22 protein-coding genes are annotated in these 21,447 nt (G+C 64.9%); 11 read left to right on the forward strand and 11 right to left on the reverse strand.

The window, feature by feature from the left end; translation table 11 throughout:
• On the forward strand, positions 1-203 hold a 203-nt coding region (locus Q1J79_RS20470; RefSeq protein WP_300304445.1), incomplete at its 5' end, for a hypothetical protein.
• Here Q1J79_RS20470 and Q1J79_RS20475 read toward each other — a convergent pair.
• Positions 188-931, reverse strand: a complete 744-nt coding sequence (locus Q1J79_RS20475) for a hypothetical protein (RefSeq protein ID WP_300304448.1) — start codon at positions 929-931, stop codon at positions 188-190. The two genes, Q1J79_RS20470 and Q1J79_RS20475, sit on opposite strands and share 16 nt — an antisense overlap.
• 76 nt (positions 932-1,007) lie before the next feature.
• On the opposite strand from Q1J79_RS20475, the gene Q1J79_RS20480 reads away from it, so the two are divergent.
• The 6 genes from Q1J79_RS20480 (at position 1,008) to Q1J79_RS20505 (ending at position 7,496) form a co-directional block, all read left to right on the forward strand.
• Positions 1,008-1,919, forward strand: a complete 912-nt coding sequence (locus Q1J79_RS20480) for a DMT family transporter (RefSeq protein WP_300304451.1) — start codon at positions 1,008-1,010, stop codon at positions 1,917-1,919.
• Position 1,920: 1 nt separating this feature from the next.
• Positions 1,921-3,435, forward strand: a complete 1,515-nt coding sequence (locus Q1J79_RS20485; RefSeq protein WP_300304454.1) for a UbiD family decarboxylase — start codon at positions 1,921-1,923, stop codon at positions 3,433-3,435.
• A gap of 129 nt (positions 3,436-3,564) precedes the next feature.
• Positions 3,565-5,007 (forward strand): adenylate/guanylate cyclase domain-containing protein, encoded by a 1,443-nt coding sequence (locus Q1J79_RS20490; protein ID WP_300304457.1) that lies wholly within the window; start codon positions 3,565-3,567, stop codon positions 5,005-5,007.
• Between the two features lies 1 nt (position 5,008).
• Positions 5,009-5,299, forward strand: a complete 291-nt coding sequence (locus Q1J79_RS20495; protein ID WP_300304460.1) for a hypothetical protein — start codon at positions 5,009-5,011, stop codon at positions 5,297-5,299.
• A gap of 24 nt (positions 5,300-5,323) precedes the next feature.
• Positions 5,324-6,679: a TldD/PmbA family protein gene (locus tag Q1J79_RS20500; protein WP_300304463.1), complete on the forward strand. Its 1,356-nt coding sequence runs from the start codon at positions 5,324-5,326 to the stop codon at positions 6,677-6,679.
• Between the two features lie 34 nt (positions 6,680-6,713).
• Positions 6,714-7,496 carry a 3'(2'),5'-bisphosphate nucleotidase CysQ gene (locus Q1J79_RS20505; protein WP_300304466.1) on the forward strand — a complete coding sequence of 261 codons (783 nt, stop codon included), beginning with the start codon at positions 6,714-6,716 and terminating at the stop codon, positions 7,494-7,496.
• A 7-nt stretch (positions 7,497-7,503) separates the two neighbouring features.
• On the opposite strand, the gene Q1J79_RS20510 is transcribed toward Q1J79_RS20505, so the two are convergent.
• From Q1J79_RS20510 to Q1J79_RS20530, 5 genes are all read right to left on the reverse strand, one after another.
• Positions 7,504-7,887 carry a nuclear transport factor 2 family protein gene (locus Q1J79_RS20510; RefSeq protein WP_300304469.1) on the reverse strand — a complete coding sequence of 128 codons (384 nt, stop codon included), beginning with the start codon at positions 7,885-7,887 and terminating at the stop codon, positions 7,504-7,506.
• Positions 7,888-8,330: 443 nt separating this feature from the next.
• Complete coding sequence (locus Q1J79_RS20515) at positions 8,331-10,418, reverse strand: molybdopterin oxidoreductase family protein (RefSeq protein WP_300304472.1); 2,088 nt, start codon at positions 10,416-10,418, stop codon at positions 8,331-8,333.
• Positions 10,415-11,548, reverse strand: a complete 1,134-nt coding sequence (locus tag Q1J79_RS20520) for an FAD-binding oxidoreductase (RefSeq protein WP_300304475.1) — start codon at positions 11,546-11,548, stop codon at positions 10,415-10,417. Before Q1J79_RS20520 ends, Q1J79_RS20515 begins: the two co-directional genes overlap by 4 nt.
• 122 nt (positions 11,549-11,670) lie before the next feature.
• Positions 11,671-13,128, reverse strand: a complete 1,458-nt coding sequence (locus tag Q1J79_RS20525; RefSeq protein WP_300304478.1) for an NAD-dependent succinate-semialdehyde dehydrogenase — start codon at positions 13,126-13,128, stop codon at positions 11,671-11,673.
• A gap of 90 nt (positions 13,129-13,218) precedes the next feature.
• Entirely contained in the window at positions 13,219-14,211 is a 993-nt protein-coding gene (locus Q1J79_RS20530; protein WP_300304481.1) for a zinc-dependent alcohol dehydrogenase family protein, read from the reverse strand.
• 118 nt (positions 14,212-14,329) lie between these two features.
• On the opposite strand from Q1J79_RS20530, the gene Q1J79_RS20535 reads away from it, so the two are divergent.
• Genes Q1J79_RS20535 through Q1J79_RS20545 form a run of 3 tightly spaced genes read left to right on the forward strand, consistent with a single transcriptional unit; the run spans position 14,330 to position 15,851 of the window.
• Positions 14,330-14,791 carry a host attachment protein gene (locus Q1J79_RS20535; protein ID WP_300304484.1) on the forward strand — a complete coding sequence of 154 codons (462 nt, stop codon included), beginning with the start codon at positions 14,330-14,332 and terminating at the stop codon, positions 14,789-14,791.
• 8 nt (positions 14,792-14,799) lie between these two features.
• Entirely contained in the window at positions 14,800-15,627 is an 828-nt protein-coding gene (locus Q1J79_RS20540) for a hypothetical protein (RefSeq protein WP_300304487.1), read from the forward strand.
• A gap of 14 nt (positions 15,628-15,641) precedes the next feature.
• Positions 15,642-15,851: a ChaB family protein gene (locus tag Q1J79_RS20545; protein WP_300304490.1), complete on the forward strand. Its 210-nt coding sequence runs from the start codon at positions 15,642-15,644 to the stop codon at positions 15,849-15,851.
• Here the strand turns inward: Q1J79_RS20545 and ppk2 are convergent.
• The 5 genes from ppk2 to Q1J79_RS20570 are packed head-to-tail and all read right to left on the reverse strand — an operon-like array spanning position 15,848 to position 20,363.
• Positions 15,848-16,621 carry a polyphosphate kinase 2 gene (ppk2, locus tag Q1J79_RS20550; RefSeq protein ID WP_300304493.1) on the reverse strand — a complete coding sequence of 258 codons (774 nt, stop codon included), beginning with the start codon at positions 16,619-16,621 and terminating at the stop codon, positions 15,848-15,850. The genes Q1J79_RS20545 and ppk2 overlap by 4 nt on opposite strands.
• A 3-nt stretch (positions 16,622-16,624) precedes the next feature.
• On the reverse strand, positions 16,625-17,500 hold the full coding sequence (locus Q1J79_RS20555; protein ID WP_300304496.1) for a pirin family protein: 876 nt from the start codon (positions 17,498-17,500) through the stop codon (positions 16,625-16,627).
• A gap of 60 nt (positions 17,501-17,560) precedes the next feature.
• Positions 17,561-18,850: a TRAP transporter large permease gene (locus tag Q1J79_RS20560; RefSeq protein ID WP_300304499.1), complete on the reverse strand. Its 1,290-nt coding sequence runs from the start codon at positions 18,848-18,850 to the stop codon at positions 17,561-17,563.
• Positions 18,841-19,341 carry a TRAP transporter small permease gene (locus Q1J79_RS20565; RefSeq protein ID WP_300304502.1) on the reverse strand — a complete coding sequence of 167 codons (501 nt, stop codon included), beginning with the start codon at positions 19,339-19,341 and terminating at the stop codon, positions 18,841-18,843. Before Q1J79_RS20565 ends, Q1J79_RS20560 begins: the two co-directional genes overlap by 10 nt.
• A gap of 41 nt (positions 19,342-19,382) precedes the next feature.
• Positions 19,383-20,363 carry a TRAP transporter substrate-binding protein gene (locus Q1J79_RS20570; protein WP_300304505.1) on the reverse strand — a complete coding sequence of 327 codons (981 nt, stop codon included), beginning with the start codon at positions 20,361-20,363 and terminating at the stop codon, positions 19,383-19,385.
• 325 nt (positions 20,364-20,688) lie between these two features.
• Between Q1J79_RS20570 and Q1J79_RS20575 the strand changes: the two genes are divergently transcribed.
• Positions 20,689-21,417, forward strand: coding sequence for a FadR/GntR family transcriptional regulator (locus tag Q1J79_RS20575; RefSeq protein ID WP_300304508.1), 729 nt, complete (start codon positions 20,689-20,691; stop codon positions 21,415-21,417).
• The last annotated feature ends 30 nt before the right edge of the window (positions 21,418-21,447 follow it).

Raw genomic sequence — 21,447 nt, forward strand, 5'->3', positions numbered from 1 at the left:
AGAAGAAGATCATCCCGCTGATCCACCGCGACGGCGGCTATTTCAAGATCAAGCCCGGCTCTGGTGGCGTTCTCACGCCCTGCACGCCCGACGACTTCAACAAATTCGGCCCCTACAAGTCGGAAACCGCCTATATCCGTGCCGTGAAGGCCGCCGGCGGCACGCTGGGCCCGGCGCCGAAAAAGGGTTATCTCGCGCCCTGATCCTTAAAGAGAAACGTGCCGAGCAGCAGCCAGCGCCGCGCCGTTTCTTCCCGTCCCGCTTTCGCCCGCAGCGGCGTGGTGTAATGCCAGAATGGCAGGCGATAGGCCGTGACCAGGCCGGACTTCGTCGCCTGCACCATCTCGGTGAAATGGCCGGTCTTCGCATAGACCAGGAACTGGTCGCGCACCCCCGGCGTGACGAAGCTGACATGCACATCCAGATAGCCATGGGCCGCATCGGGCTCTTCCGGATGATGGTCGGTATGCGGCCCGGCATAATCGCCGGCGCCATAGGCGATTGCCTGCAGGCCGTATTTCGCCTTCAGGGGCCGGCCGGCCAGCATGGCCGCGAAAGCCCGGTAACTGTCCGAGCGCAGCATGCCGATCAGGCCGATCTCTTTTGCCGTGCGGAAACCGGCGGAGCGCGGATTGTCCAGATGCGTGGTGCGCTGGCGCATCGTCTTGGGCAGCGTTTCCGCGTAATTGCGCGTCTGGCCCCAGATCGTCTCGGGCGGGATCGGCGCCTCCAGCAGCCGCAGATGCGGCAGCATCGCCTTCTCCAGCAGCAAAGCCGCGGCCAGCGCCTGCCGCCGGTCGATCAGGCCGTCCAGGCTTAAGAACCGGCAGCGCGGGTTGGCCAGGGCGCCGGCGGCCGGGTGCCGTCCGGCCAGCAGGGCCTGGCCTTTCGGCGTCAGCAGGTCGGCGAATTCGACGGGGAAGCGGCGCATGGTCTGGGCTTAAGCCGCTGCCCCGGCGGGGTCAAGCTCTGGTCAGGCCGCGGGCGGCAGCCTAATCTCCGCCGCGATGCAAAGCGCCTCCCCCGCCCGCGACCAGCAGATCGCGCAGATCCTGATCTTCATCACGCCGGCGCTGTTCTGCGCCAACATGCTGCTGGCCCGTTACTCGGCCGATTTCATTCCGCCGGTGGCTTTGGCCGTGTGGCGCTGGACCGGCGTGGTCGTGCTGCTGCTGCCCGTCTGCGGCCCTGAGCTGTGGCGCCAGCGCCGCGCCCTGGCGCAGGATGCCGGCCGGCTGCTGGTGCTGGGCGCGCTTGGCATGGGCATCTGCGGCGCCGTGGTCTATGCCGCCGGCAAGACCACCACCGCCACCAATATCGGCCTGATCTATGCCGTCTCGCCCGTACTGATCATCCTGCTCAGCCGCATCATGTTCGGCGACCGGTTGTCGAAGCGCCAGATGGCCGGCGCCGCGCTGGCATTGGGTGGCACGCTGGTCATCGTCACCAAGGCCGACTGGGCGGTGCTGCGCGCCCTGACCTTCGTGCCCGGCGATCTGATGATCCTTGGCTGCGCGATGGCCTGGGCGGCCTATGCCGTGCTGCTGAAACGCTGGCCGGGAAGCCTGAGCATCAACGCCCGGCTGGCCGCGATCGCCTTTGCCGGCGTGATCGTGATGCTGCCCTTCCTGGCCTGGGAGACCATCACCGTCGGCCCGGCCGGCACCGATCCCCGCACCCTGGCGGTGATCGCCACCGTGATCCTGGTGCCCGGCCTGCTGGCCTATGGCGCGCATGCCTATATCACCAAGCATCTCGGCCCTGCCAAGGCCGGCCTGATCCTTTATCTCTCGCCCGTCTATAATGCCGTGCTCGCCTGGGCGCTTCTCGGCGAGCAATTCGCGGCCTACCATTGGGTCGGTGCCGTGCTGGTTCTGGCCGGCCTCTATATCGCCACCTCGCTGCCGGGAAAGCGCTGACATGCCCTATACCTCGCTCCGCGATTTCATGGCGCTGCTCGAGCAGAGCGGCAACCTCGTGCGCGTGACCGAGCCGGTCTCCACCGTGCTGGAGATGACCGAGATCCAGACGCGTCTGCTCAGCCAGGGCGGCCCCGCCGTGCTGTTCGAGAAACCCCTGCGCGCCGATGGCAGCCCCAGCCAGATCCCCGTGCTGGTGAACCTGTTCGGCACGGTGGAGCGCGTGGCCTTGGGCATGGACCGCAAGCCCAGCGAACTGAAGGATGTTGGCGAGACGCTGGCCTTCCTGCGCCAGCCCGAACCGCCCGGCGGCTTCCGCGAAGCGCTCAACATGCTGCCGCTGCTGAAAACCGTGATGGCGATGCAGCCGAAAACCGTGGGCAGCGCGCCGGTGCATGAGGTGGTGCTGCAGGGCGACGACATCGACCTTTCCGCCCTGCCGATCCAGACCTGCTGGCCGGGCGAGCCGGCGCCGCTGATCACCTGGCCGCTGGTGGTGACCCAGGGCCCGGACAAAAACGACAAGACCGACCGCTTCAATCTCGGCATCTACCGCATGCAGGTGCTGAACAAGACGCAGACCCTGATGCGCTGGCTGAAGCATCGCGGCGGCGCGCAGCAGCACCAGCGCTGGAAACAGGCCGGCAAACGCGAACCCTTCCCCGCCGCCGTGGTGATCGGCGCCGATCCCGGCACCATCCTGGCCGCCGTGACCCCGGTGCCCGATACGTTGTCGGAATACCAGTTCGCCGGCTTGCTGCGCGGCCGCAAGGTCGAGCTGGTCGACTGCAAGACCATTCCGCTGAAGGTGCCGGCCGAGGCCGAGATCGTGCTGGAGGGCCATGTGTCGCTGGAGGATTACCGCGACGAAGGCCCCTATGGCGACCATACCGGCTATTACAATTCGGTGGAGCAGTTTCCGGTCTTCACCATCAGCGCCATCACCATGCGGCGCAACCCGATTTACCTCAGCACCTTCACCGGCCGGCCGCCGGACGAGCCCAGCGTGCTGGGCGAGGCGCTGAACGACGTGTTCGTGCCGCTGATCCGCCAGCAATTCCCCGAGATCGTCGATTTCTGGCTGCCGCCCGAGGGCTGCTCCTACCGCGTCGCCGTGGTGAGCATGAAGAAGGCCTATCCCGGCCATGCCAAACGCGTGATGCTGGGCGTGTGGTCGTATCTGCGCCAGTTCATGTACACCAAATGGGTGATCGTGGTGGACGACGACATCAATGCGCGTGACTGGAAGGATGTGGTCTGGGCGATGTCGACCCGCATGGACCCCGCCCGTGACATCACCCTGATCGAAAACACCCCGATCGACTATCTCGACTTCGCCTCGCCGGAATCCGGCTTGGGGAGCAAGATCGGCCTGGATGCCACCAACAAATGGCCGCCGGAGACGAAACGGGAGTGGGGCGAGAAGATCCGCATGGATGCCGAGGTGGTGCGGACTGTCACGGAAAAATGGCCGAAACTCGGCCTGCCCGGTCCCGGCAAGCCGATCTGGAAATAGGGCCCGCCTGGCCCCCGCAAATGTGACGGTGGCGGCAAACCGCCCTCTTCCCGCCTCTCGTACGACCCGGCCCGATCCGCTAATCTGCGGCGGAACCGGACTGCACATCCGACAGGGACGGACGGCGCGATGCGCTTATGGCAGCAATGGCATGATCTGATCTGCGGCAAAGGCCAGGATTGCCTGCCCGACCCGGCCAGCGAACGCCTGTCCGCCGCGATACGCGAGGAAGAATACGAGGCCCTGCGCCTCACGCTGGGCCTGCGGCTGGGTGTCTGCGCCATCGTCGGCACCATCCTCACCCTCGAGATGGGCTGGCCGCTGGCGCTGAATTACTATGGCTATCTCGGCGCCTTCGCCTTCTCGGCCTATGTGCAGATGCTGTTGCGCCGCCCAGGCCTCGACCGAGGCTGGATGCACTGGCTGTTCCCCTTCATCGACATGGCACTGCTGACCGGCGCCATCGTGCTGCCCAACCCCTTCGATCCCAATCCGCTGCCGCCGCCGATGCAGCTGGGTTTCGACACCATCCTCTATGTCGCCCTGTTCGTCGTGCTCTCGGCGCTCGGCCAGTCGGCGCGCACCGTGCTCTACACCACGCTGGCCGCCATCGTAACCTGGACGGCCGGCACGCTGTATATCGCCATGCAGCCGGGCGTCACCCTCGGCGCGAAGATGGACAACATCGTCGGCATGCCGGTCTACGAGCGCATGGCCTATCTCCTCGATCCATGGAATGTGCGGCTGGGCGAATTCCTGCCGCGGCTGGTCCTGATCGGCATGATCGGCATCCTGCTGGCGGTGGCCGTCATGCGGTCGCGCCACCTGATCGCCCGCCAGGTGGAAAGCGAACGGGCCAGGCGAAACCTGTCGCGCCATTTCTCGCCGCATATCGCCGAGCATCTGGAGCAGATGGACGATGCCGTCGGCCAGGTCAAATCGCTGGAAGCGGTCGTGCTGTTCGCCGATCTGGTCGGGTTCACCCAGATCGCCGATGATCACACCCCGGAACAGACCGTCACCATCCTGCGCGAGGTGCATCAGCGGCTCGGCCGCGCCGTGCATGAAAACAGCGGCACACTCGACAAGTACCTGGGCGACGGCATCATGGCCTCGTTCGGTACGCCGAAATCAGGGCCGCGCGATGCGTCTGCCGCCCTGCTGGCCGCCCGCGCCATGCTGCGCGAGATGGACCAGCTCAACCGCCAGCGCGCCCTGCTGCGCCAGGTGCCGCTGCATCTGGCCGTCGGCGTCCATTACGGCCCGCTCACGCTCGGCAATATCGGCGACGAGAGCCGCGTCGAATTCGCCCTGATCGGCGAGACCGTGAATGTGGCGCACCGGCTGGAGCAGATGACGCGCAGCCTGAATGCCCAGCTCTGCCTCAGCCAGGCCTTCGTCGACAAGCTGGTGGAGGAAACCCGCGGCGATGTCGGCGCCGTGCGCGACATGGTCACGCTGAAGCCGCAGCCGATCCGCGGCCTGCGCGACCGCATGGTGTTGTGGATCCTGCCGCGCCAGCCGCTGGGCAGCGAGGCCGACGCGCCCGAGCCGGCGCCGACGATCCACTGAGATGCTGTTCCGCCCGCCTAAACCCTCCGAGCGCGACATCCTGCCCTGGTGGCATCCGCATGCCCTGTTGCGGGCGGCATGGAATCTGGCGTTTTCAGCCGCGCTGGGGCTGGCGGCTGGCGCCATCGCGCTCGACCTCGCCGCCCAGGTGGTGGCGAAAATCGCTGGCGCTGGTTCCGAAGACTGGCGTGACTGGCACGACCCCCTGCGCCCGCTGGCCTGGCTGCTTGGTTGTTTTGTCGCTTTCGTTGCTTATATGTCCTATAGAATGGACGATAAGACCGAAAGCTGACCCCCCAACTTCAAAAAGCCTGAAATGTCTGATGCCCGCCAGCGCGCTGTGGAAGCGCAAAGCCTGATTGCCGACCTGATCAAGGCCGCCCGCAAGGCCGGCGCCGATGCCGCCGACGCGATCTATCACGAATCCCGTTCGCTCAGCGCCGGCGTGCGCCTGGGCCAGCCCGAGGATGTCGAATCCTCGGAAAGCCGCGATCTCGGCCTGCGCGTGCTGGTCGGCCGGCAGCAGGCCTGCGTCTCCACCACTGATTTCGCCCCCGCCGCCCTGCATGAGCTGGTGGCGCGCGCCGTCAGCATGGCCCGCGCGGCGCCGGAGGACAAATATTGCGGCCTGCCCGAGCCGAACCAGCTCGCCACCCAGCCGGTCGAGCTTGACCTGTTCGATGGCGTCGAGCTGGAAATGCCGCAACTGCTGGAACGCGCCAAGGCCGCCGAAGCCGCCGCATTGGCGGTGCCCGGCATCACCAATTCCGAAGGCGGCAGCGCCGGGCGCGGCTTTGGCCTGGTCGCCTATGCCAACACCGCCGGCTTCAGCGGCAGCGGTTACAGCGGCTCGCACAGCATCTCGGCCGCCGCCATCGCCGGCAAGGATACCGGCATGGAACGCGACTGGGATTACGAGGCCAAGACCCATTTCAGCGACCTGCCCGATCCGGCCAGCATCGGCCGCAAGGCCGGCGAGCGCGCGGTGCGCCGCCTCAATCCGGTCAAGCTGGAAAGCGCCGCGATGCCGATCCTGTTTGATCCGCGCGTCGCCACCAGCCTGGTCGGCCATCTGGCCGGCGCCATCAACGGCGCGGCGGTGGCGCGCGGCACCTCGTTCCTGAAAGACAAACTGGGCCAGATGGTATTCGCGCCCGGCATTACCATCACCGACGATCCGCTGCGCAAGCGCGGCTTCCGTTCCCGCTGGTTCGACATGGAAGGCGTGGCGCGCCAGGCCCGCGCCCTGATCGAGGACGGCCGGCTGACCACCTGGCTGCTTGATTGCGCCACGGCACGGCAGCTGGGCATGGCCAGCACCGGCCACGCCTCGCGCGGCACCACCTCGCCGCCCTCGCCGGCGCCGACCAATATCTATCTCAACCCCGGCAAGCTGACGCCGGCCGAGCTGATGGCCGATATCAGGCACGGGCTTTACGTGACCGAGCTGATCGGCATGGGCGTGAATGGCGTGACCGGCGATTACAGTCGTGGCGCCGCCGGCTTTGTGATCCGCGACGGCCAACTGGCCGAACCGGTCTCCGAAATCACCATCGCCGGCAACCTGAAAGAGATGTTCCCGCATCTCACGCCGGCCAACGATCTGGAATTCCGTTTCGGCACCGACGCGCCCACTTTACGCATCGACGGCATGACCGTTGCCGGCCGCTAGGCCGCGGCGAACAGGATAGAGCAGGACAGGACGGATGGCGATTTCGCTGAAACAGGATCACGATCTGCTGGTCGGCGCGGTGCGCGAGGCCGGTGCCGTGGCCCTGCGCTATTTCCGCTCCGGCGTGAAATCCTGGCACAAGAAACCCAACGATCCGGTTTCGGAGGCCGACATCGCCGTCGATACCCTGCTGCGCGAAAAACTGCTGGGCGCCCGGCCGGCCTATGGCTGGCTCAGCGAGGAAAGCGGCCGCCAGGGTGGCAATGGCCCCGAGTTATGGGTGATTGACCCGATCGACGGCACGCGCGCCTTCATCGACGGCAAGCCGGAATTCACCATCTGCGTCGCCCTGCTGCAGGATGGCCAGCCGACCTTGGCGGCGATCTTCAATCCGGCCAGCGACGAGTTCTTCGAAGCCATCTGCGGCGGCGGCGCCAAGCTGAACGGCAAGGTGATCCGCGCATCTGGCCATGCCAGCCTGATGGAGGCCCGCTTCCTGGCCAGCCGCCGCACCTTCGAGCGGCATGGCTGGCTGGCGCGCACCGCCAAGGCCGATTTCGCCTATCGCAACTCCATTGCCTACCGCATGGCCCTGGTCGCCTGTGGCAAATACGACGCCGCCATCAGCCTGACCGAAAAAAGCGACTGGGACATCGCGGCTGCCGACCTGCTGGTGCGCGAGGCCGGCGGCCGCGTGGCCACCGCCGATGGCGAGCCGCTGGCCTATGGCGCCGACAGGCACCGCCACCCTTCGGTGATCGCCACCGGCGCCTATATCTTCGACGACGTGGTCGATCTGCTGAAGACGCGCAAGTAAGCCCGGCTCAGGCCAGGCCGTCCGGCGCGAAATCGATAAAGCCGGTCACCGCCCGCAGCCGCCCGCCGGCCAGCGTGGCGAAGTCGGTGCCGCCCACCAGGGCAGCCGCCCCATCCGGCCCGGCCTCCCAGGAAAAGCGCAGGCGGTCTTCCACCGTCTCGGCCGCGCGGCTCAGGCGGAACACGAAGCCGGGAAATTTCTGCTGCACGGCAGCGATCATGCCATCCACGCCGTCATGCCCTTCCCCCTGCATCAGGGGATCGCGATACCGCACATCCTCGGCCATGGTCTGGCTGATCAGGCCGCGGCGGACGGCGGCATCGGTTTCGTTCCAGATGGCGATATAGCGGTCGACGATGACGGCGATGTTGCTGGCTGCGGCGTTGTCCATGGTTTGCTCCTGAGGTTGGGATTGCAGAAACAACATGTGGCCGATGCGCCGCGCTGGCGATTACCTTGCCGATAATCAGCATACCGGCTTGATCGGCCGGCGGGCCTCACCATCTTTTCCCCGCCGCTCTTGCCCATCGTGAATCCGACACACGTTTTGATTGCGTCCTGACGCGCGGCATCGACAAAGTTTGGCTACAATTGGCTGGAATTGGCGATCATTGGCTATAATTGGCGAAGTTTGGCTAGGCTTGGGCCCGCCGCGTTTCGATTCCGACCGACTGAAACGGCCGCTAATCAATGCGTTGGCCAGAAACAGGCCATTTTTGGTCGCCGTTTCCACCTCTCACGCCTGCCAGTTGTGCGATGTCCTGTCCGGCTGCGCGGGCCCGGATCGCCCACCGCGCGGCTAGGCCGCGCGGATTCAGATAGCCCACCGCGTGGCTAGGCTGCCCGCAGCCACACGGCATTGTCGTGAAAAGCCGCGCCGCCATTGGGCTGGGCCGCATCGGCGCCGGTCAGTGCATTGATGCCCATGCCGTCGACGAAGGCGGCATGCGGCCAGATGCTTTCCACGATCACCACGCCATGCTGCACGCCGTCATACAGTTTCGCATGCAGCCGCACTTCACCGCGCCGGTTGCCCAGGGTCACCAGCTGCCCGTCCGTGATCTGCAGGGCCGCCGCATCGTCGGGATGGATGAAAGCCGTCGGCCGCGCTTCGCGTTTGGCCGAGCTGGGCGTTTCGGTGAAACTGGTATTGAGGAAATTGCGCGCTGGCGCCGTCACCAGACGGAAGGGATGCTCGGCATCGGCTTCCTCGATGCTGGTCCAGTGATCGGGCAGGCGCGGCATGCCGGCCGCATCCGGCCCCATCGCCGCCCAGTCGGGCGCGAAGCGGAATTTGCGATCCGGCCAGGCAAAACCGCCGAGGAAATGCGCCGTCTCGAAATCCGGCTGGCAATCATGCCAACGCTGGCTGCGCAGCGTCGCCACGTCGGGCCAGCCCGAATTTTTAAGCGTCGCCTCCACCATCTCGATGGCGCTCATCAGGAAACCCGGATGCTCGGCGCCCAGGCGTTTCGCCAGGTCGCAGATCACAGCATGGTTCTCGCGCGCCTCGCCCGGCGCCTCGACCAGCTTGGGTCCGAGCAGGATATGCTGCTGGCCGCCGGCCTGGTAGATATCGTCATGCTCGGTGAACATGGTGGCCGGCAGCACGATGTCGGCCATCTTCGCCGTCGCCGTCATGAACTGCTCGTGCACGCAGGTAAACAGGTCGTCGCGTTCGAAGCCCCGTTTCACCAGCAGGGATTCCGGCGCCACCTCCATCGGGTTGGTATTCTGGATCAGCAAGGCGGTTACCGGCGGGCCATTCTTCAGCGCCTTCGCGTCGCCGGTCAGCACCGGGCCGATCTGCGACTGGTCCAGCATGCGGATATTCGGGTCGACGGCATCCAGCCCGTCGATCAGCGTCTTGTTCCAGTGGAAGATGGCGCCATTGTTGTGGAAGGCGCCGCCGCCTTCGTATTGCCAGGAGCCGGTCACGCTGGCGATGCAGGTGGCGGCATGCATGTTCACCGCGCCGTTGCGGCTGCGCGCAAAGCCATAGCCCAGGCGGATGTAATGCCGCTTGGTCTCGCCCAGCAGCCGCGCGAAAGCCTCGATCTTGGCCACGCTCAGACCGGTGATGGCCGAAGCCCATTCCGGCGTGCGGGTTTTCAGATGCGCTTCCAGCTCGGCCGGCACGTCGGTATGACGCGCCATGTAGTCGCGGTCGGCATAGCCGTCGCGGAACAGCACATGCATCACCGCGCAGGCCAGCGCGCCATCGGTGCCCGGCCGCAGGATCAGCGCCATGTCGGCCTGCTGGGCGGTGGCGTTGTTGTAGACGTCGACCACCACGATCCTGGCGCCGCGCTCCTTGCGGGCGCGGATCGCGTGGGTCATCACGTTGACCTGGGTATGCACCGCATTGGTGCCCCAGATCACCACGCAGTCGCTTTTCGCCATCTCGCGCGGATCAGGACCGCTTAAGTGTCCGGTGGCTGCGATGTAGCCGGCGCGGGCCAGCGTCACGCAGATGGTGGAATGCTGCCCGGAATAGCGTTTGGCATGGCGCAGGCGGTTGATGCCGTCGCGCTGCACCAGCCCCATGGTGCCGGCATAGTAATAGGGCCAGACCGTCTCGCTGCCGTATTTCTTCTCGGCAGCGAGAAATGCCGCCGCCGTGCGATCCAGCGCCTCGTCCCAGGAGATCGGCGAGAACTGCCCCGAGCCTTTCGGGCCGGTCCGCAGCAGCGGCTGCAGCAGGCGCTCCTTGTGGTTGGCGCGCTCGGCGTAGCGCGCCACCTTGGCGCAGATCACGCCGGCGGTGTAGCTGTTGTCCTCCGCGCCCCGCACCCGGCCGATCCGCCCGTCCGGCGCGATGTCGATTTCCAGCGCGCAGGTGGACGGGCAGTCATGCGGGCACGCACTGTAGCCGACACTGGATGTGGACTGGGGCTTAACCGGGACGAAAGGGGCATTCATCGCAATCGGGCGGGGCTCAGATCTTGCTCGGTCACGCCGAGATCGAGGATATCCTGCGGCAAAGTCCGACCCGATGCCAGCGCTCCGGCGACCCGGCTCATAGCCGCCGAAGTCTGGATGCCATAGCCGCCCTGGGCAGCCAGCCAGAAGAAGCCCGGCGCGTCGACATCGAAACCGGCCACCACAGTGCGATCGGCGACAAAACTGCGCAGGCCGGCCCATTTCGCCGCCAGCCTTCGCACCTGCAGCGTGGTCGCGGTTTCCAGCCGGTCGACCGCGATGGCGATATCCATCTCGTCGGGCTGGGCATCGCAGGGATCGGAATCAGTCTCGTCGCAGGGCGACAGCAGAATCCGGCCGGCATCGGGCTTGAAGTAATATTCCTCGTCGGCATCGATCACCATCGGCCAGCGATGAATGTCGGCGCCAGCCGGCGGGTCGAAGGTCACGGCCGTGCGGCGCTTCGGCTTCAGGCCGATCGGCGTCACGCCGGCCATCTCGGCCACCACATCGGCCCAGGCGCCGGCCGCGTTGATCACCACCGGGGCGCTGAAAACGCCCTGCGTGGTCTCCACCTGCCAGTCGGCGCTGGCGCGGGCGATGCCCTTCACCTCGGCATCGGTCACCATGCGGCCACCTGCGGTGGTCATGCCGCGCAGCAAGCCGCGATGCAGGGCATGCACCTCGATATCCATCGCGTCGGGCTCGAACAGCGCGCCGCCGGTGGCGGCTTCCGGCCGCACCACCGGCATCTGCGCCAGGGTCTCGGCCGCAGTCAGCCGGCGCACGCTGGGCACCAGCCTGTGCATGTCGGCAAAAGCCTCGTCCAGATGGGGGGCCTGCTGCTCGTTGGCGATGTGCAGCGCGCCGCGCGGGGTGAGGATCGGCACCTCGGTGAAACCGGCCGGCGGATTCATCAGGAAATCGCGGCTGGCGACGGTAAGCGCGCGGATCGGCGCGTTGCCATAGGTCTCGGCGAACAAAGCCGCCGACCGGCCGGTCGTGTGGTAGCCGGGCTGGCTCTCGCGCTCCAGCAGCACAACATTCTTGCCCGCGCGCGCCAGGGCATAACCCGCGCCGGCGCCGGCAATCCCGCCGCCGATAATCACCACATCGCAACGCTCACTCATCGCAATCCTCTTGGTCCGGGGTCTGGTCGCGGCATTCTGTGCGCCGTCGGCTCAGCCCTGACTATAGAGAGTCGCAAACCGCACGACCAATACCTTCAAGGCATGGCGCAATGCTGTGGACGTCACACACCGCCGAAGCAGAGATATTTGATCTCAACGAAGCTATCGACGCCGTATTTCGAGCCTTCCCGCCCCATGCCGGACTCCTTGACGCCGCCGAACGGCGCTTCAGCCGTTGAGATCAACCCCTCATTGATACCGACGATGCCGTATTCCAGCTTCTCAGCCACGCGCCAGACCCGACCGATATCGCGGCTGTAGAAATAGGCAGCGAGGCCATAGGGCGTATCATTGGCGAGCCGGATCGCCTCGGCCTCGTCCTTGAAGCGGAACAGCACGGCGACCGGGCCGAAGATTTCCTCCTGCGCGCAGGCCATGGCGGTGGTGGCCTCGGTGATCACGCTGGGCTGATAGAAGGTGCCGCCCAGTTCATGCTTCGCGCCGCCGACCAGCACCTTCGCGCCCCTGCTCCTGGCATCGCCGACCAGGCGTTCGACCTTGTCCAGCGCATCCTGGTTGATCAGCGGGCCCTGGTTGACGCCATCACTGAACCCTGGGCCGGTTTTCAGCTTTTTCACCGCCTCGGCCAGCTTCGCGGCGAAGGCATCGTAGATGCCGTCCTGCACGAACAGGCGATTGGCACAGACGCAGGTCTGGCCGGTATTGCGGTATTTCGAGATCATCGCGCCGGTAATGGCCGCATCGATATCGGCATCGTCGAACACGATGAACGGCGCGTTACCACCCAGTTCGAGCGACAGCTTCTTGAGTGTATCGGCGCTCTGGCGCATCAGGATCTTGCCGACCTCGGTGGAGCCGGTGAACGACACCTTTCGCACTTTCGGATTCGTGGTGAGTTCCACGCCCACGCCCGGCCCATCCATGGTGGTGACGACGTTGAACACCCCCTTCGGGATGCCAGCCTCCTCGGCCAGCCTGGCCAGGGCCAAAGCGCAGAGCGGCGTATCTTCGGCAGGCTTGACCACCACGGGGCAGCCGGCGGCCAGCGCCGGGGCGACCTTGCGGGTGATCATGGCGACGGGAAAATTCCACGGCGTGATCGCCGCTACCACGCCGATCGGCTGCTTGATCACCACGATGCGCTTGTCGGGGGCATGGCCTGGAATGACATCGCCATAGATGCGGCGGCCTTCCTCGGCGAACCATTCGACAAAGCTGGCGCCATACACCACCTCGCCCTTGGCCTCGGCCAGCGGCTTGCCCTGCTCCAGCGTCATCAGCGCGCCGAGATCGTCCTGGTGCTGCAGGATCAGGTCGTACCACTTGCGCAGCAGGCCGGCGCGCTGCTTGGCGGTCAGCGCGGCCCAGGCCGGCCAGGCGGCATGGGCCGCATCGATGGCGCGCCTGGTTTCCGATCGCCCCATATCGGGCACCTCGGCGATCAGGCTGTCATCCGCCGGATTGGTGACCTTAAAGCTCTTGCCGCTGTCGGCATTCACCCAGGCGCCATCAATATAGGCCTGGCGCCGCAGCAGGTCGGCATGTTTCAGATGTGTCACGGCAATCCTCCCTCAGGCATCCGGACAGGTGGCCTGCCCGTTGCGAAAGGCAGAGGATTCCCCAATCCGCCTGCCGAGGCAAGGCAGCGACTAGGACTTATCCGTAACCAGCACGGCAGCGCCCTGCAGCCGCCCAGCGCGCAGGTCATCCAGCGCGCGGTTGGCTTCAGCCAGAGGATAGGGCACCGGATGCGTGCGCACGGGAATCAGCGGCGCAAGGTTGAGGAAGTCAATGGCATCCTGCCGGGTGAGGTTGGCGACCGATTTCACCATGCGCTCACCCCAGAGCAGGTGATAGGGAAATGCCGGAATGTCGCTCATATGGATGCCGGCGCAGATCACCCGGCCACCCTTGCGCACCACCTTCAGGGCCGCCGGCACCAGATCGCCGACCGGAGCGAAAATGATCGCGGCATCCAGCGGTTCGGGTGGCGCGGCATCCGATGGCCCGGCCCAGGCGGCGCCCAGACGGCGGGCGAAATCCTGCGCCGCCACATCGCCCGGCCGCGTGAAGGCATGGACACGCATGCCTTGCGCCACCGCCACCTGGATGAGGATATGCGCTGCGGCGCCGAAGCCATACAGCCCCAGCGCAGAAGCCGCGCCGGCCATGCGATAGGCGCGATAGCCGATCAGGCCGGCGCAAAGCAGCGGCGCGGCTTCGACATCGCTGATCCCATCGGGGATGCGGAAGCAGTAGCGCTGATCGGCCACGGCGCGGTCGGCATAACCACCATCAATCTGATAACCGGTGAAGCGCGCCTGGTCGCAGAGATTTTCCTCGCCGGCCAGGCAGAAACGGCAGGTGCCGCAGCTCCAGCCCAGCCAGGGGATGCCGACGCGGTCACCCATCGTATATTCCGTTACTCCCTCGCCGAGTGCGATGACATGACCGACGATCTCATGCCCGGGCACCAGCGGGTATTTGGCATCCGGCAATTCGCCATCCACGACATGCAGATCGGTGCGACAGACGCCACAGGCATGGACGCGTACGACCACCTGTCCGGAACCCGGCTGGGGCTCGGGCAGATCCGTCATCACCAAGGGCCGACCTACGGCCTGCAGCAGCATTGCCCGCATTACTGACCTCCATTCCCCGGCATGCTATCGTCGCTCACCGCCAGTCGTTTTGACGCATATCAACCCGGTTCTGCCGCCATTATGGCAGCCTGATGCCTTCTAGCGAGGAGATACGATCATGGCGTTCCAGCTTCCGATTCCGACCTGGGTTTTGGTGACCGACGCGAGCCAGGCCCATATTTATGAGATCACCACTCTGGCGGGGCCGCTGAAAGCCGTGTCGGGCTTCGACATGACCGCGGCCGACACCCATGGCTTCTCCCGCGACCTGAAAAGCGACAGACCCGGCCGCAGCTTCGCCAGCACCGGCAACCAGCGCTCTGCGATGGAGCCGCGTCACGATCCGCACCAACTGGCCGAGGACAGATTCGCCAAGAGCGTGGCCGAGCGGCTGAACCATGCCTGCGGGGAAAAGCTGTTCGCCCAGCTGGTGGTCATCGCCCCGCCACGCATGCTGGGCGTCCTGCGGAATGAGTTCAGCCAGGCCGTGCACAAGGTCGTGGCGGCCGAGATTCACAAGGACCTGGTGAAATCGGACAAGGCCGACATCCTGGCGCATGTCAAAGCGGAATTGAGCTGAGTTCTGCTGTGTCGATCAGCGACCTGATCTGGATTTTCTTCATTGTCATGGCGCTGCAGCCGATGCTGCGCCAGCGCATCCTGATCCTGATGCGTGCCCGCAAGATCATGCAGCTGCAGCGCCTGCGCGGCAGTCAGGTGATCACGCTGGTGCACCGGCAGGAAACCATGCGCCTGCTGGGTTTTCCGCTGGTGCGCTATATCGACATCGACGACGCCGAAGACGTGATCCGGGTGATCCGCGACACCGACGCGGACATGCCGATCGACATCATCCTGCACACCCCTGGAGGACTGGCCATTGCCGCCCTCCAGATCGCCGCCGCCCTGCGCCGCCATGGCGGACCGGTGACGGCCTTCGTGCCGCACCTTGCCATGTCTGGCGGCACCCTGATCGCGCTGGCAGCCGACAGCATCGTGATGGCACCCGATGCCATGCTGGGGCCGATCGACCCGCAGGTGGGCGGCTTCCCGGCCGCCTCGGTGGCCCGGGTGCTGCGCGACAAGCCGATCGCCAGGATCGACGATCAAACCGTGATTCTGGCCGATATCGGCGAGAAGGCCACGCGCCAGCTGCGCGGCGCCGCCGAGCAGTTGCTGGCCCGTCATATGGACCCGGCCAAGGCCACCGAGCTGGCCGACCAGCTCAGCAAGGGGCAATGGACGCACGACTATCCGATCACCGCCGACGAGGCCGCCAGCATGGGCCTGCCGGTCAGCACGAACCTGCCGACGGAAGTAGCCGACCTGATGGCGCTGTATCCGCAGCCGGTGCGCACCACGCCCAGCGTGGAATACGTACCGGCACCGCCGCGCCGCGAGCCACCGCCGCGCTGAACGGGCCAAACGGCATGCCTTACGCCAGCAACGCCGACCTGCCGGCCAGCCTGCGCGAACGACTGCCGGAGCATGCACAGGATATCTTCCGTGCCGCCTTCAATCATGCCTGGCAGGATCACGGAGACGACGCAGAGCGTGAAGCCATTGCGCACCGTATCGCCTGGGCGGCCGTGAAACGGCGTTACCGGAAACTTGGTGATCGCTGGGTGGCGAAGACTTAAGCCGACAGGCGGCCGTCGCGTAAGGCATCCAGGTCGAAGGGGAAAACAATGCTGCGGTTCGGCGCGATCTGTTTCGGCCTGGCCTTGTCGGCATAATCCAGCCGCCCAAGCAGGTCCCGGATCAGGTTCAGCCTTGCCGTTGGCTTGTGATTGGCCCGCACGATCGTCCAGGGCGCCACGGCGCTGCTGGTACGGGACAGCATCACATCACGAGCCCGGCTGTAATCCTTCCAGTGTTTCAGCGCCGCATTATCGATCGGGCTGATCTTCCATTGCTTCAGCGGGTCCTCGCGCCGGGACTTCAGGCGCTCCTTCTGCTCGTCCTTGTCGATATCGAGATAAAATTTGAACAGGCGGACACCCGAACGCACCAGCAGGTGCTCGAAAATCGGCACCGTATCCAGGAAATCCTCGCAATCCTGCTTGCTGCAGAAACCCATCACCCGCTCAACACCGGCACGGTTGTACCAGCTTCTGTTGAACAGCACGATTTCGCCACCTGCCGGCAGGTGCGGCACGTAACGCTGGAAATACCACTGGCTGCGCTCGCGGTCGGATGGCTTGCCCAAGGCGACCACGCGGGTTTCGCGCGGGCTCATATGCTCGGTGATCGCCTTGATCGTACTGTCCTTGCCGGCGCCGTCGCGGCCCTCCAGCACCACCAGCACCTTTTCCTCATGCCGGATCAGATGCCGCTGCAGCTTGACCAGCTCGATCTGAAGCTTGCGCAAAGCCGCGCGATATTCGCCGTTGTCCTTCGCCCTGGCCATGTCTCAGGCCTCCGGCAAGGGAATGAATTCGGGATCGCCAGGCACCATGGCGAAACGGCCAGCGCGCCAATCGGTCTTGGCCTGCTCGATCCGCTCTTTCGATGACGAGACGAAATTCCACCACAAATGCCGCTCACCATCCAGCGGCGCGCCGCCCAGCAGCATCAGACGCGCCGGCCCCTGGGCCGTGATCTGCGGATGGCTGCCTGGCCGCAGAACCAGCATATTGCCGGCCTCATAGCGCTCGCCATCCAGCGTCACCATGCCAATGGCCACATAGACGGCGCGTTCCTCGTATTCCTCGGGCAGCGGCAGCACAGCTTCATCGTCCAGGACGACATCGAGATAGAACATTGGCGCGAAAGTCTGCACGGGCGACGCGGCACCGAACGCCGCGCCGGCGATCAGGCGCAGGCGCACGCCAGGCCGCTCGATCTCAGGCAGGCTGGCAGCCGGGTGATGGCGAAAATCTGGGGCGGTTTCCTCATGACTCTGCGGCAGCGCCAGCCAGGACTGGATGCCGTGCAGGGCGGTGCCGCTGCGGCGCAATTCATCCCGCGTTCGTTCGGAATGCACGATACCCCGCCCGGCCACCATCCAGTTGACATCGCCGGGCCGGATCGGCTGCACCACGCCCAGGCTGTCGCGATGCATGATCTCGCCCTCGAACAGGTAGGTGACGGTAGCCAGCCCGATATGCGGATGCGGCCGCACGTCGAGGCCGTGGCCCGGCGCAAAATCGGCCGGCCCCATGTGATCGAGGAAGACGAAGGGCCCGACATGCCGCCGTTTTGCATAGGGCAGGATACGCCGCACCATGAAACCCTCGCCGAGATCGCGGCTGCGCGGCGTGATGACAAGATCGACAGCTTCGGGCATGGCGGCACCTCCGCCACCAGACTAGCGGAGGATGCCTGCCGGCCCAACCCTCTTTCGGGGTCAGTGATGGCCGAGGAAATAATCCGGAAGGAACTGCGAAAAGGCCGGCACGTAGGTGACCAGGAACAGGGCCGCGATCAGGGCGCCGTAAAACGGCCAGATCGTGCGCATCACCGTGCCGATCGAGACCCCGCCAATGGCGCAGCCAACGAACTGCGTGGTGCCGACCGGCGGCGTGTTCAGGCCCAGAGCGCAGTTGATCAGCATCAGCATGCCGAACTGCACCGGCCCCATGCCATACTGCATGCAGATCGGCAGGAAGATCGGCGTGCAGATCAGGATGGTCGCCGCCATATCCAGGAAGGTGCCGAGCACGAACAGGATGACATTGACCAGCAGGAAGATCAGCCATGGCGAGGAGGTTATGCTGCTCAGCGCCTGACCGGTCAGGTCGGCCACGCTGTACAGGCTGATCAGATAGCCAAAGGTATTGGACACGCCGATCAGCAGCAGCACGATGCCGGTGGTCTTGACCGCCTTGGCAGCGGCCTTGATCAGGTGCTCCCATTTCAGCGAGCGGTAGAGCAAAGTCGCCAGCAGGATCGCATAGATCACCGCGATGGCGGCTGATTCGGTGGCGGTGAAAACACCGGACAGGATGCCGGTGATGATGATGACGACCACGAACAGGCCGGGAATGGCGGCCGCCGCCGAACGCAGCACGGTATGCCAGCCGGGAAACACGCCGGCCGGATAGCCGCGCCGGATTGCCACCAGATAGGCGGCGACCAGCATGCAGATGGTGAGCAGCACGGCCGGGATCATGCCGGCCAGGATCAGGGCGGCGATCGAGACCTTGCCGCCGGCGGCCAGCGAATAGATGATCATGTTGTGGCTGGTCGGCATCAGCGCGCCAACCAGAGAGGCATGGGTGGTGACGTTGACGGCGTAGTCGGCGTCGTAACCCTCCTTCTTCATCATCGGGATCATCACCGCGCCCATCGCCGAAACATCGGCGACCGGCGAGCCGGATACACCGCCGAACAGCGTGCAGGCGACAACATTCGACATGCCCAACCCGCCGCGGATATGGCCGATCAGGTTCTTGGCGAACTGCACGATGCGGTCGGCGACGCCGCCATAGAGCATCAGTTCGCCGGCGAAGATGAAGAAGGGGATCGCCAGGAAGGAGAAGATGTTCATGCCGGCCGTCATGCGCTGGAACACCACGGCGAGCGGCAGGCCCTCATAGAGGATGGTGGCTACGGCGGACAGGCCGATCGAGAAAGCGACTGGCACGCCCAGGACGAGGAAGCCGAAGAAACTGGCGGCCAGGATGATCAATGCCATGAGGGACGGACCTCTTCGCCCGCGATCAGGGCGAGAATATGCTCAAGCGAGAATAGGCCGATCAGGCCACCGGCGATCGACAGCGGCAGATGATTGAACCCTTCAGACAGGCCGAGGATAGGGATCTTGTAGGCCATAACGGACTCGGCCAGCAGCCAGGCATTCCAGCCCATCACCAGGCCGAAGCAGGCCACCAGCAGATGAATCAGAATCTCGACCCAGATGCGATGCCGTTCGGGCAGAACCATGACCAGCACGGATTCAAGGCCGATATGGCCGGCATCGCGGACGCCGACGGCGGCACCGAACATGGTGACATAGAGCACCAGCACCAGCGCCAGGCTCTCGGCCCAGGTCGGCGTGTCATTCAGCACATAGCGGCCGAACACCTGATAGGCCACAACGACGACGATGCTCAGAAGGCCGATGACGGCCAGATACATGCAAAGCCGGGAGATCCAGGCGTTGATGGGGCTAAGCCAGCGCAGCATGGATACTCCCGGTGTTTGACGTTACCAGACCAACGGTGCGTTCAGTTGGTGCTCTGGATACGCTTGACCAGCGCCTGCAGCTTGGCATCGCCGGCAAACTTGGCGTAGACCGGCTGCATGGCATCCTGGAACGACTTCTTGTCGAGGTCGCTGATGATCTGCGAACCGCCGGCTTCCACCGTCTTGCGCGAGGCCGCCTCGCGCTCGTCCCAGAGCTTGCGCATGTAAGGCACCGATTCCTTGGCTGCCTTGCGGATGACATCCTGTTCGTCCTTCGATAGGCCGTCCCAGACCCGCTTGGAGAAGACCAGCAGTTCCGGCGCCATCGAATGTTCGGTCTGGCTGTACATTTTGGCCACTTCATAGTGGCGTGAACTGTCGTAGGACGGCCAGTTATTCTCCGCGCCGTCAACCACGCCGGTCTTCAGCGCGGTGTAAACCTCGGCATAGGGCAGCGGCGTGGCATTGGCGCCGAGCGCCTGCATCATCGCCACCCACATGTCGGATTGCTGCACGCGGATCTTCATGCCCTTCATGTCGGCAACCGATTTGATCGGCTTCTTGGTAGTATAGAAGCTGCGCGAACCGCTGTCGTAGAAAGCCAGGCCGACGAAACCCTGCGACTCCAGCGACTTCAGGATCTCCTCGCCGATCGGACCATCCAGCACGCGGCGCATGTGATCTTTTGATTTGAACACGAAGGGCAGCGCCGGAACGATGGTTTCCGGCACGATATTGTTGAATGGCGAAATGTTGACCCGCACCATGTCGAGGGCGCCGAGCTTGGTCTGCTCGATGGTGTCCTTCTCCGAGCCGAGCGAACTCTGGCCAAACACCTTCACCGAATGCTTGCCGCCGGTGCGCTCATTGATCAGCTTGCCCATATAGGCCACGGCCTGCACGGTGGGGTAATCCATCGGATGGACATCCGCTGAACGGAATTCCTTCGCCGTCGCCGCACCCGAAAGCGCCACCGCGACGGCCGCGCCGAACAGAGCGCGCATAGCTGTGCTGGACTTCATGTTTTCCTCCCTTGGTGCAGGGCGTTTTATGGGCCCCGGCCGATTGCACGACATGGCTTAGTCGTCGTGACATCATACAACATGGAGGGATTTTTGAGTCAATCCTCCTTCAGGAGGGTTTTGGTGAATTTTGCGCCAGAGTCTGAAAATTACAATACTTATGATAATATTCAAATACTTAATATAAAAAACAGCCCATAGCCTCGCACTCCTCGCCCTTCTCCGGTCAGAGTCATACCTATCAGTTGTCATACAAGATAAAGAATGCTAATCCTCACAATCATTCCTCAGCCGGCATGCCGGCCATAAACCAGGAGGCCAACCGGTGACGGCTCTGCGCCGACGCGAGACACTGACGTCCCAGCTTGTCAGGACACTGACAGAGCGCGTGGCCAAGGGCAGCCTCAAGCCCGGCGACAAGCTGCCCAGCGAACAGGAACTGATCGAGGAGTTTGGGGTCAGCCGCACGGTGGTGCGCGAGGCGATTTCGAGCCTGCGCGCCGCCGGCCTGGTCGCCACCCAGCAGGGTGTGGGCGCTTTCGTGCAGCCGGGCGCCAGCGCCCAGCCCTTCCGGATCGACGAAACCAGCCTCGATCTGATCAAGGAAGTGATCAACGTGCTGGAACTGCGCATCGGCCTGGAAGCCGAGGCCGCCGCCCTGGCGGCGCAACGGCGCAAACCCGAACACGTAACGGCGATGCGCAAGGCGCTGGACCAGATGGAAGCCGCCATCGAGGCAGCCGAGGATGCCGTTGCGCCCGACCTGGATTTCCACCAGACCATCGCTGAAGCCACCGGCAACATGCATTTCACCCACCTGTTCAGCTATCTGGGCGCCCTGATGATCCCGCGTGCCCGGGTGCAGACCTTCCGTTTTTTTGCCGACGACCGCAGCGAATACCTGCGCCGCGTCAACCGCGAACACGAGGACATCTACCAAGCCATCCTGCGGCAGGACAGCGACGCCGCTCGCTCCGCGATGCGCCTGCACCTGAGCAACAGCCGCGAACGCCTGCGCAAGGCGATGGAGCAATCTACCGCCAGCGGCGCCTGACCAGCACCACTCCGTTAAAGGTGAGAGAAG

This window comes from Ferrovibrio sp., assembly GCF_029255545.1.
Classification (GTDB): domain Bacteria; phylum Pseudomonadota; class Alphaproteobacteria; order Ferrovibrionales; family Ferrovibrionaceae; genus Ferrovibrio.

What these genes read in the sequence shown, in the direction of transcription:
- Q1J79_RS20490 (WP_300304457.1), top strand. Translation starts at nt 3,565, where the DNA reads ATGCGCTTATGGCAGCAATGGCATGATCTGATCTGCGGCAAAGGCCAG.
- Q1J79_RS20510 (WP_300304469.1), bottom strand. Translation starts at nt 7,887, where the DNA reads ATGGACAACGCCGCAGCCAGCAACATCGCCGTCATCGTCGACCGCTAT.
- Q1J79_RS20475 (WP_300304448.1), bottom strand. Translation starts at nt 931, where the DNA reads ATGCGCCGCTTCCCCGTCGAATTCGCCGACCTGCTGACGCCGAAAGGC.
- Q1J79_RS20530 (WP_300304481.1), bottom strand. Translation starts at nt 14,211, where the DNA reads ATGCGGGCAATGCTGCTGCAGGCCGTAGGTCGGCCCTTGGTGATGACG.
- Q1J79_RS20485 (WP_300304454.1), top strand. Translation starts at nt 1,921, where the DNA reads ATGCCCTATACCTCGCTCCGCGATTTCATGGCGCTGCTCGAGCAGAGC.
- Q1J79_RS20480 (WP_300304451.1), top strand. Translation starts at nt 1,008, where the DNA reads ATGCAAAGCGCCTCCCCCGCCCGCGACCAGCAGATCGCGCAGATCCTG.
- ppk2 (WP_300304493.1), bottom strand. Translation starts at nt 16,621, where the DNA reads ATGGCCAGGGCGAAGGACAACGGCGAATATCGCGCGGCTTTGCGCAAG.
- Q1J79_RS20505 (WP_300304466.1), top strand. Translation starts at nt 6,714, where the DNA reads ATGGCGATTTCGCTGAAACAGGATCACGATCTGCTGGTCGGCGCGGTG.
- Q1J79_RS20555 (WP_300304496.1), bottom strand. Translation starts at nt 17,500, where the DNA reads ATGCCCGAAGCTGTCGATCTTGTCATCACGCCGCGCAGCCGCGATCTC.
- Q1J79_RS20545 (WP_300304490.1), top strand. Translation starts at nt 15,642, where the DNA reads ATGCCTTACGCCAGCAACGCCGACCTGCCGGCCAGCCTGCGCGAACGA.
- Q1J79_RS20570 (WP_300304505.1), bottom strand. Translation starts at nt 20,363, where the DNA reads ATGAAGTCCAGCACAGCTATGCGCGCTCTGTTCGGCGCGGCCGTCGCG.
- Q1J79_RS20560 (WP_300304499.1), bottom strand. Translation starts at nt 18,850, where the DNA reads ATGGCATTGATCATCCTGGCCGCCAGTTTCTTCGGCTTCCTCGTCCTG.
- Q1J79_RS20565 (WP_300304502.1), bottom strand. Translation starts at nt 19,341, where the DNA reads ATGCTGCGCTGGCTTAGCCCCATCAACGCCTGGATCTCCCGGCTTTGC.
- Q1J79_RS20515 (WP_300304472.1), bottom strand. Translation starts at nt 10,418, where the DNA reads ATGAATGCCCCTTTCGTCCCGGTTAAGCCCCAGTCCACATCCAGTGTC.
- Q1J79_RS20520 (WP_300304475.1), bottom strand. Translation starts at nt 11,548, where the DNA reads ATGAGTGAGCGTTGCGATGTGGTGATTATCGGCGGCGGGATTGCCGGC.
- Q1J79_RS20500 (WP_300304463.1), top strand. Translation starts at nt 5,324, where the DNA reads ATGTCTGATGCCCGCCAGCGCGCTGTGGAAGCGCAAAGCCTGATTGCC.
- Q1J79_RS20535 (WP_300304484.1), top strand. Translation starts at nt 14,330, where the DNA reads ATGGCGTTCCAGCTTCCGATTCCGACCTGGGTTTTGGTGACCGACGCG.
- Q1J79_RS20495 (WP_300304460.1), top strand. Translation starts at nt 5,009, where the DNA reads ATGCTGTTCCGCCCGCCTAAACCCTCCGAGCGCGACATCCTGCCCTGG.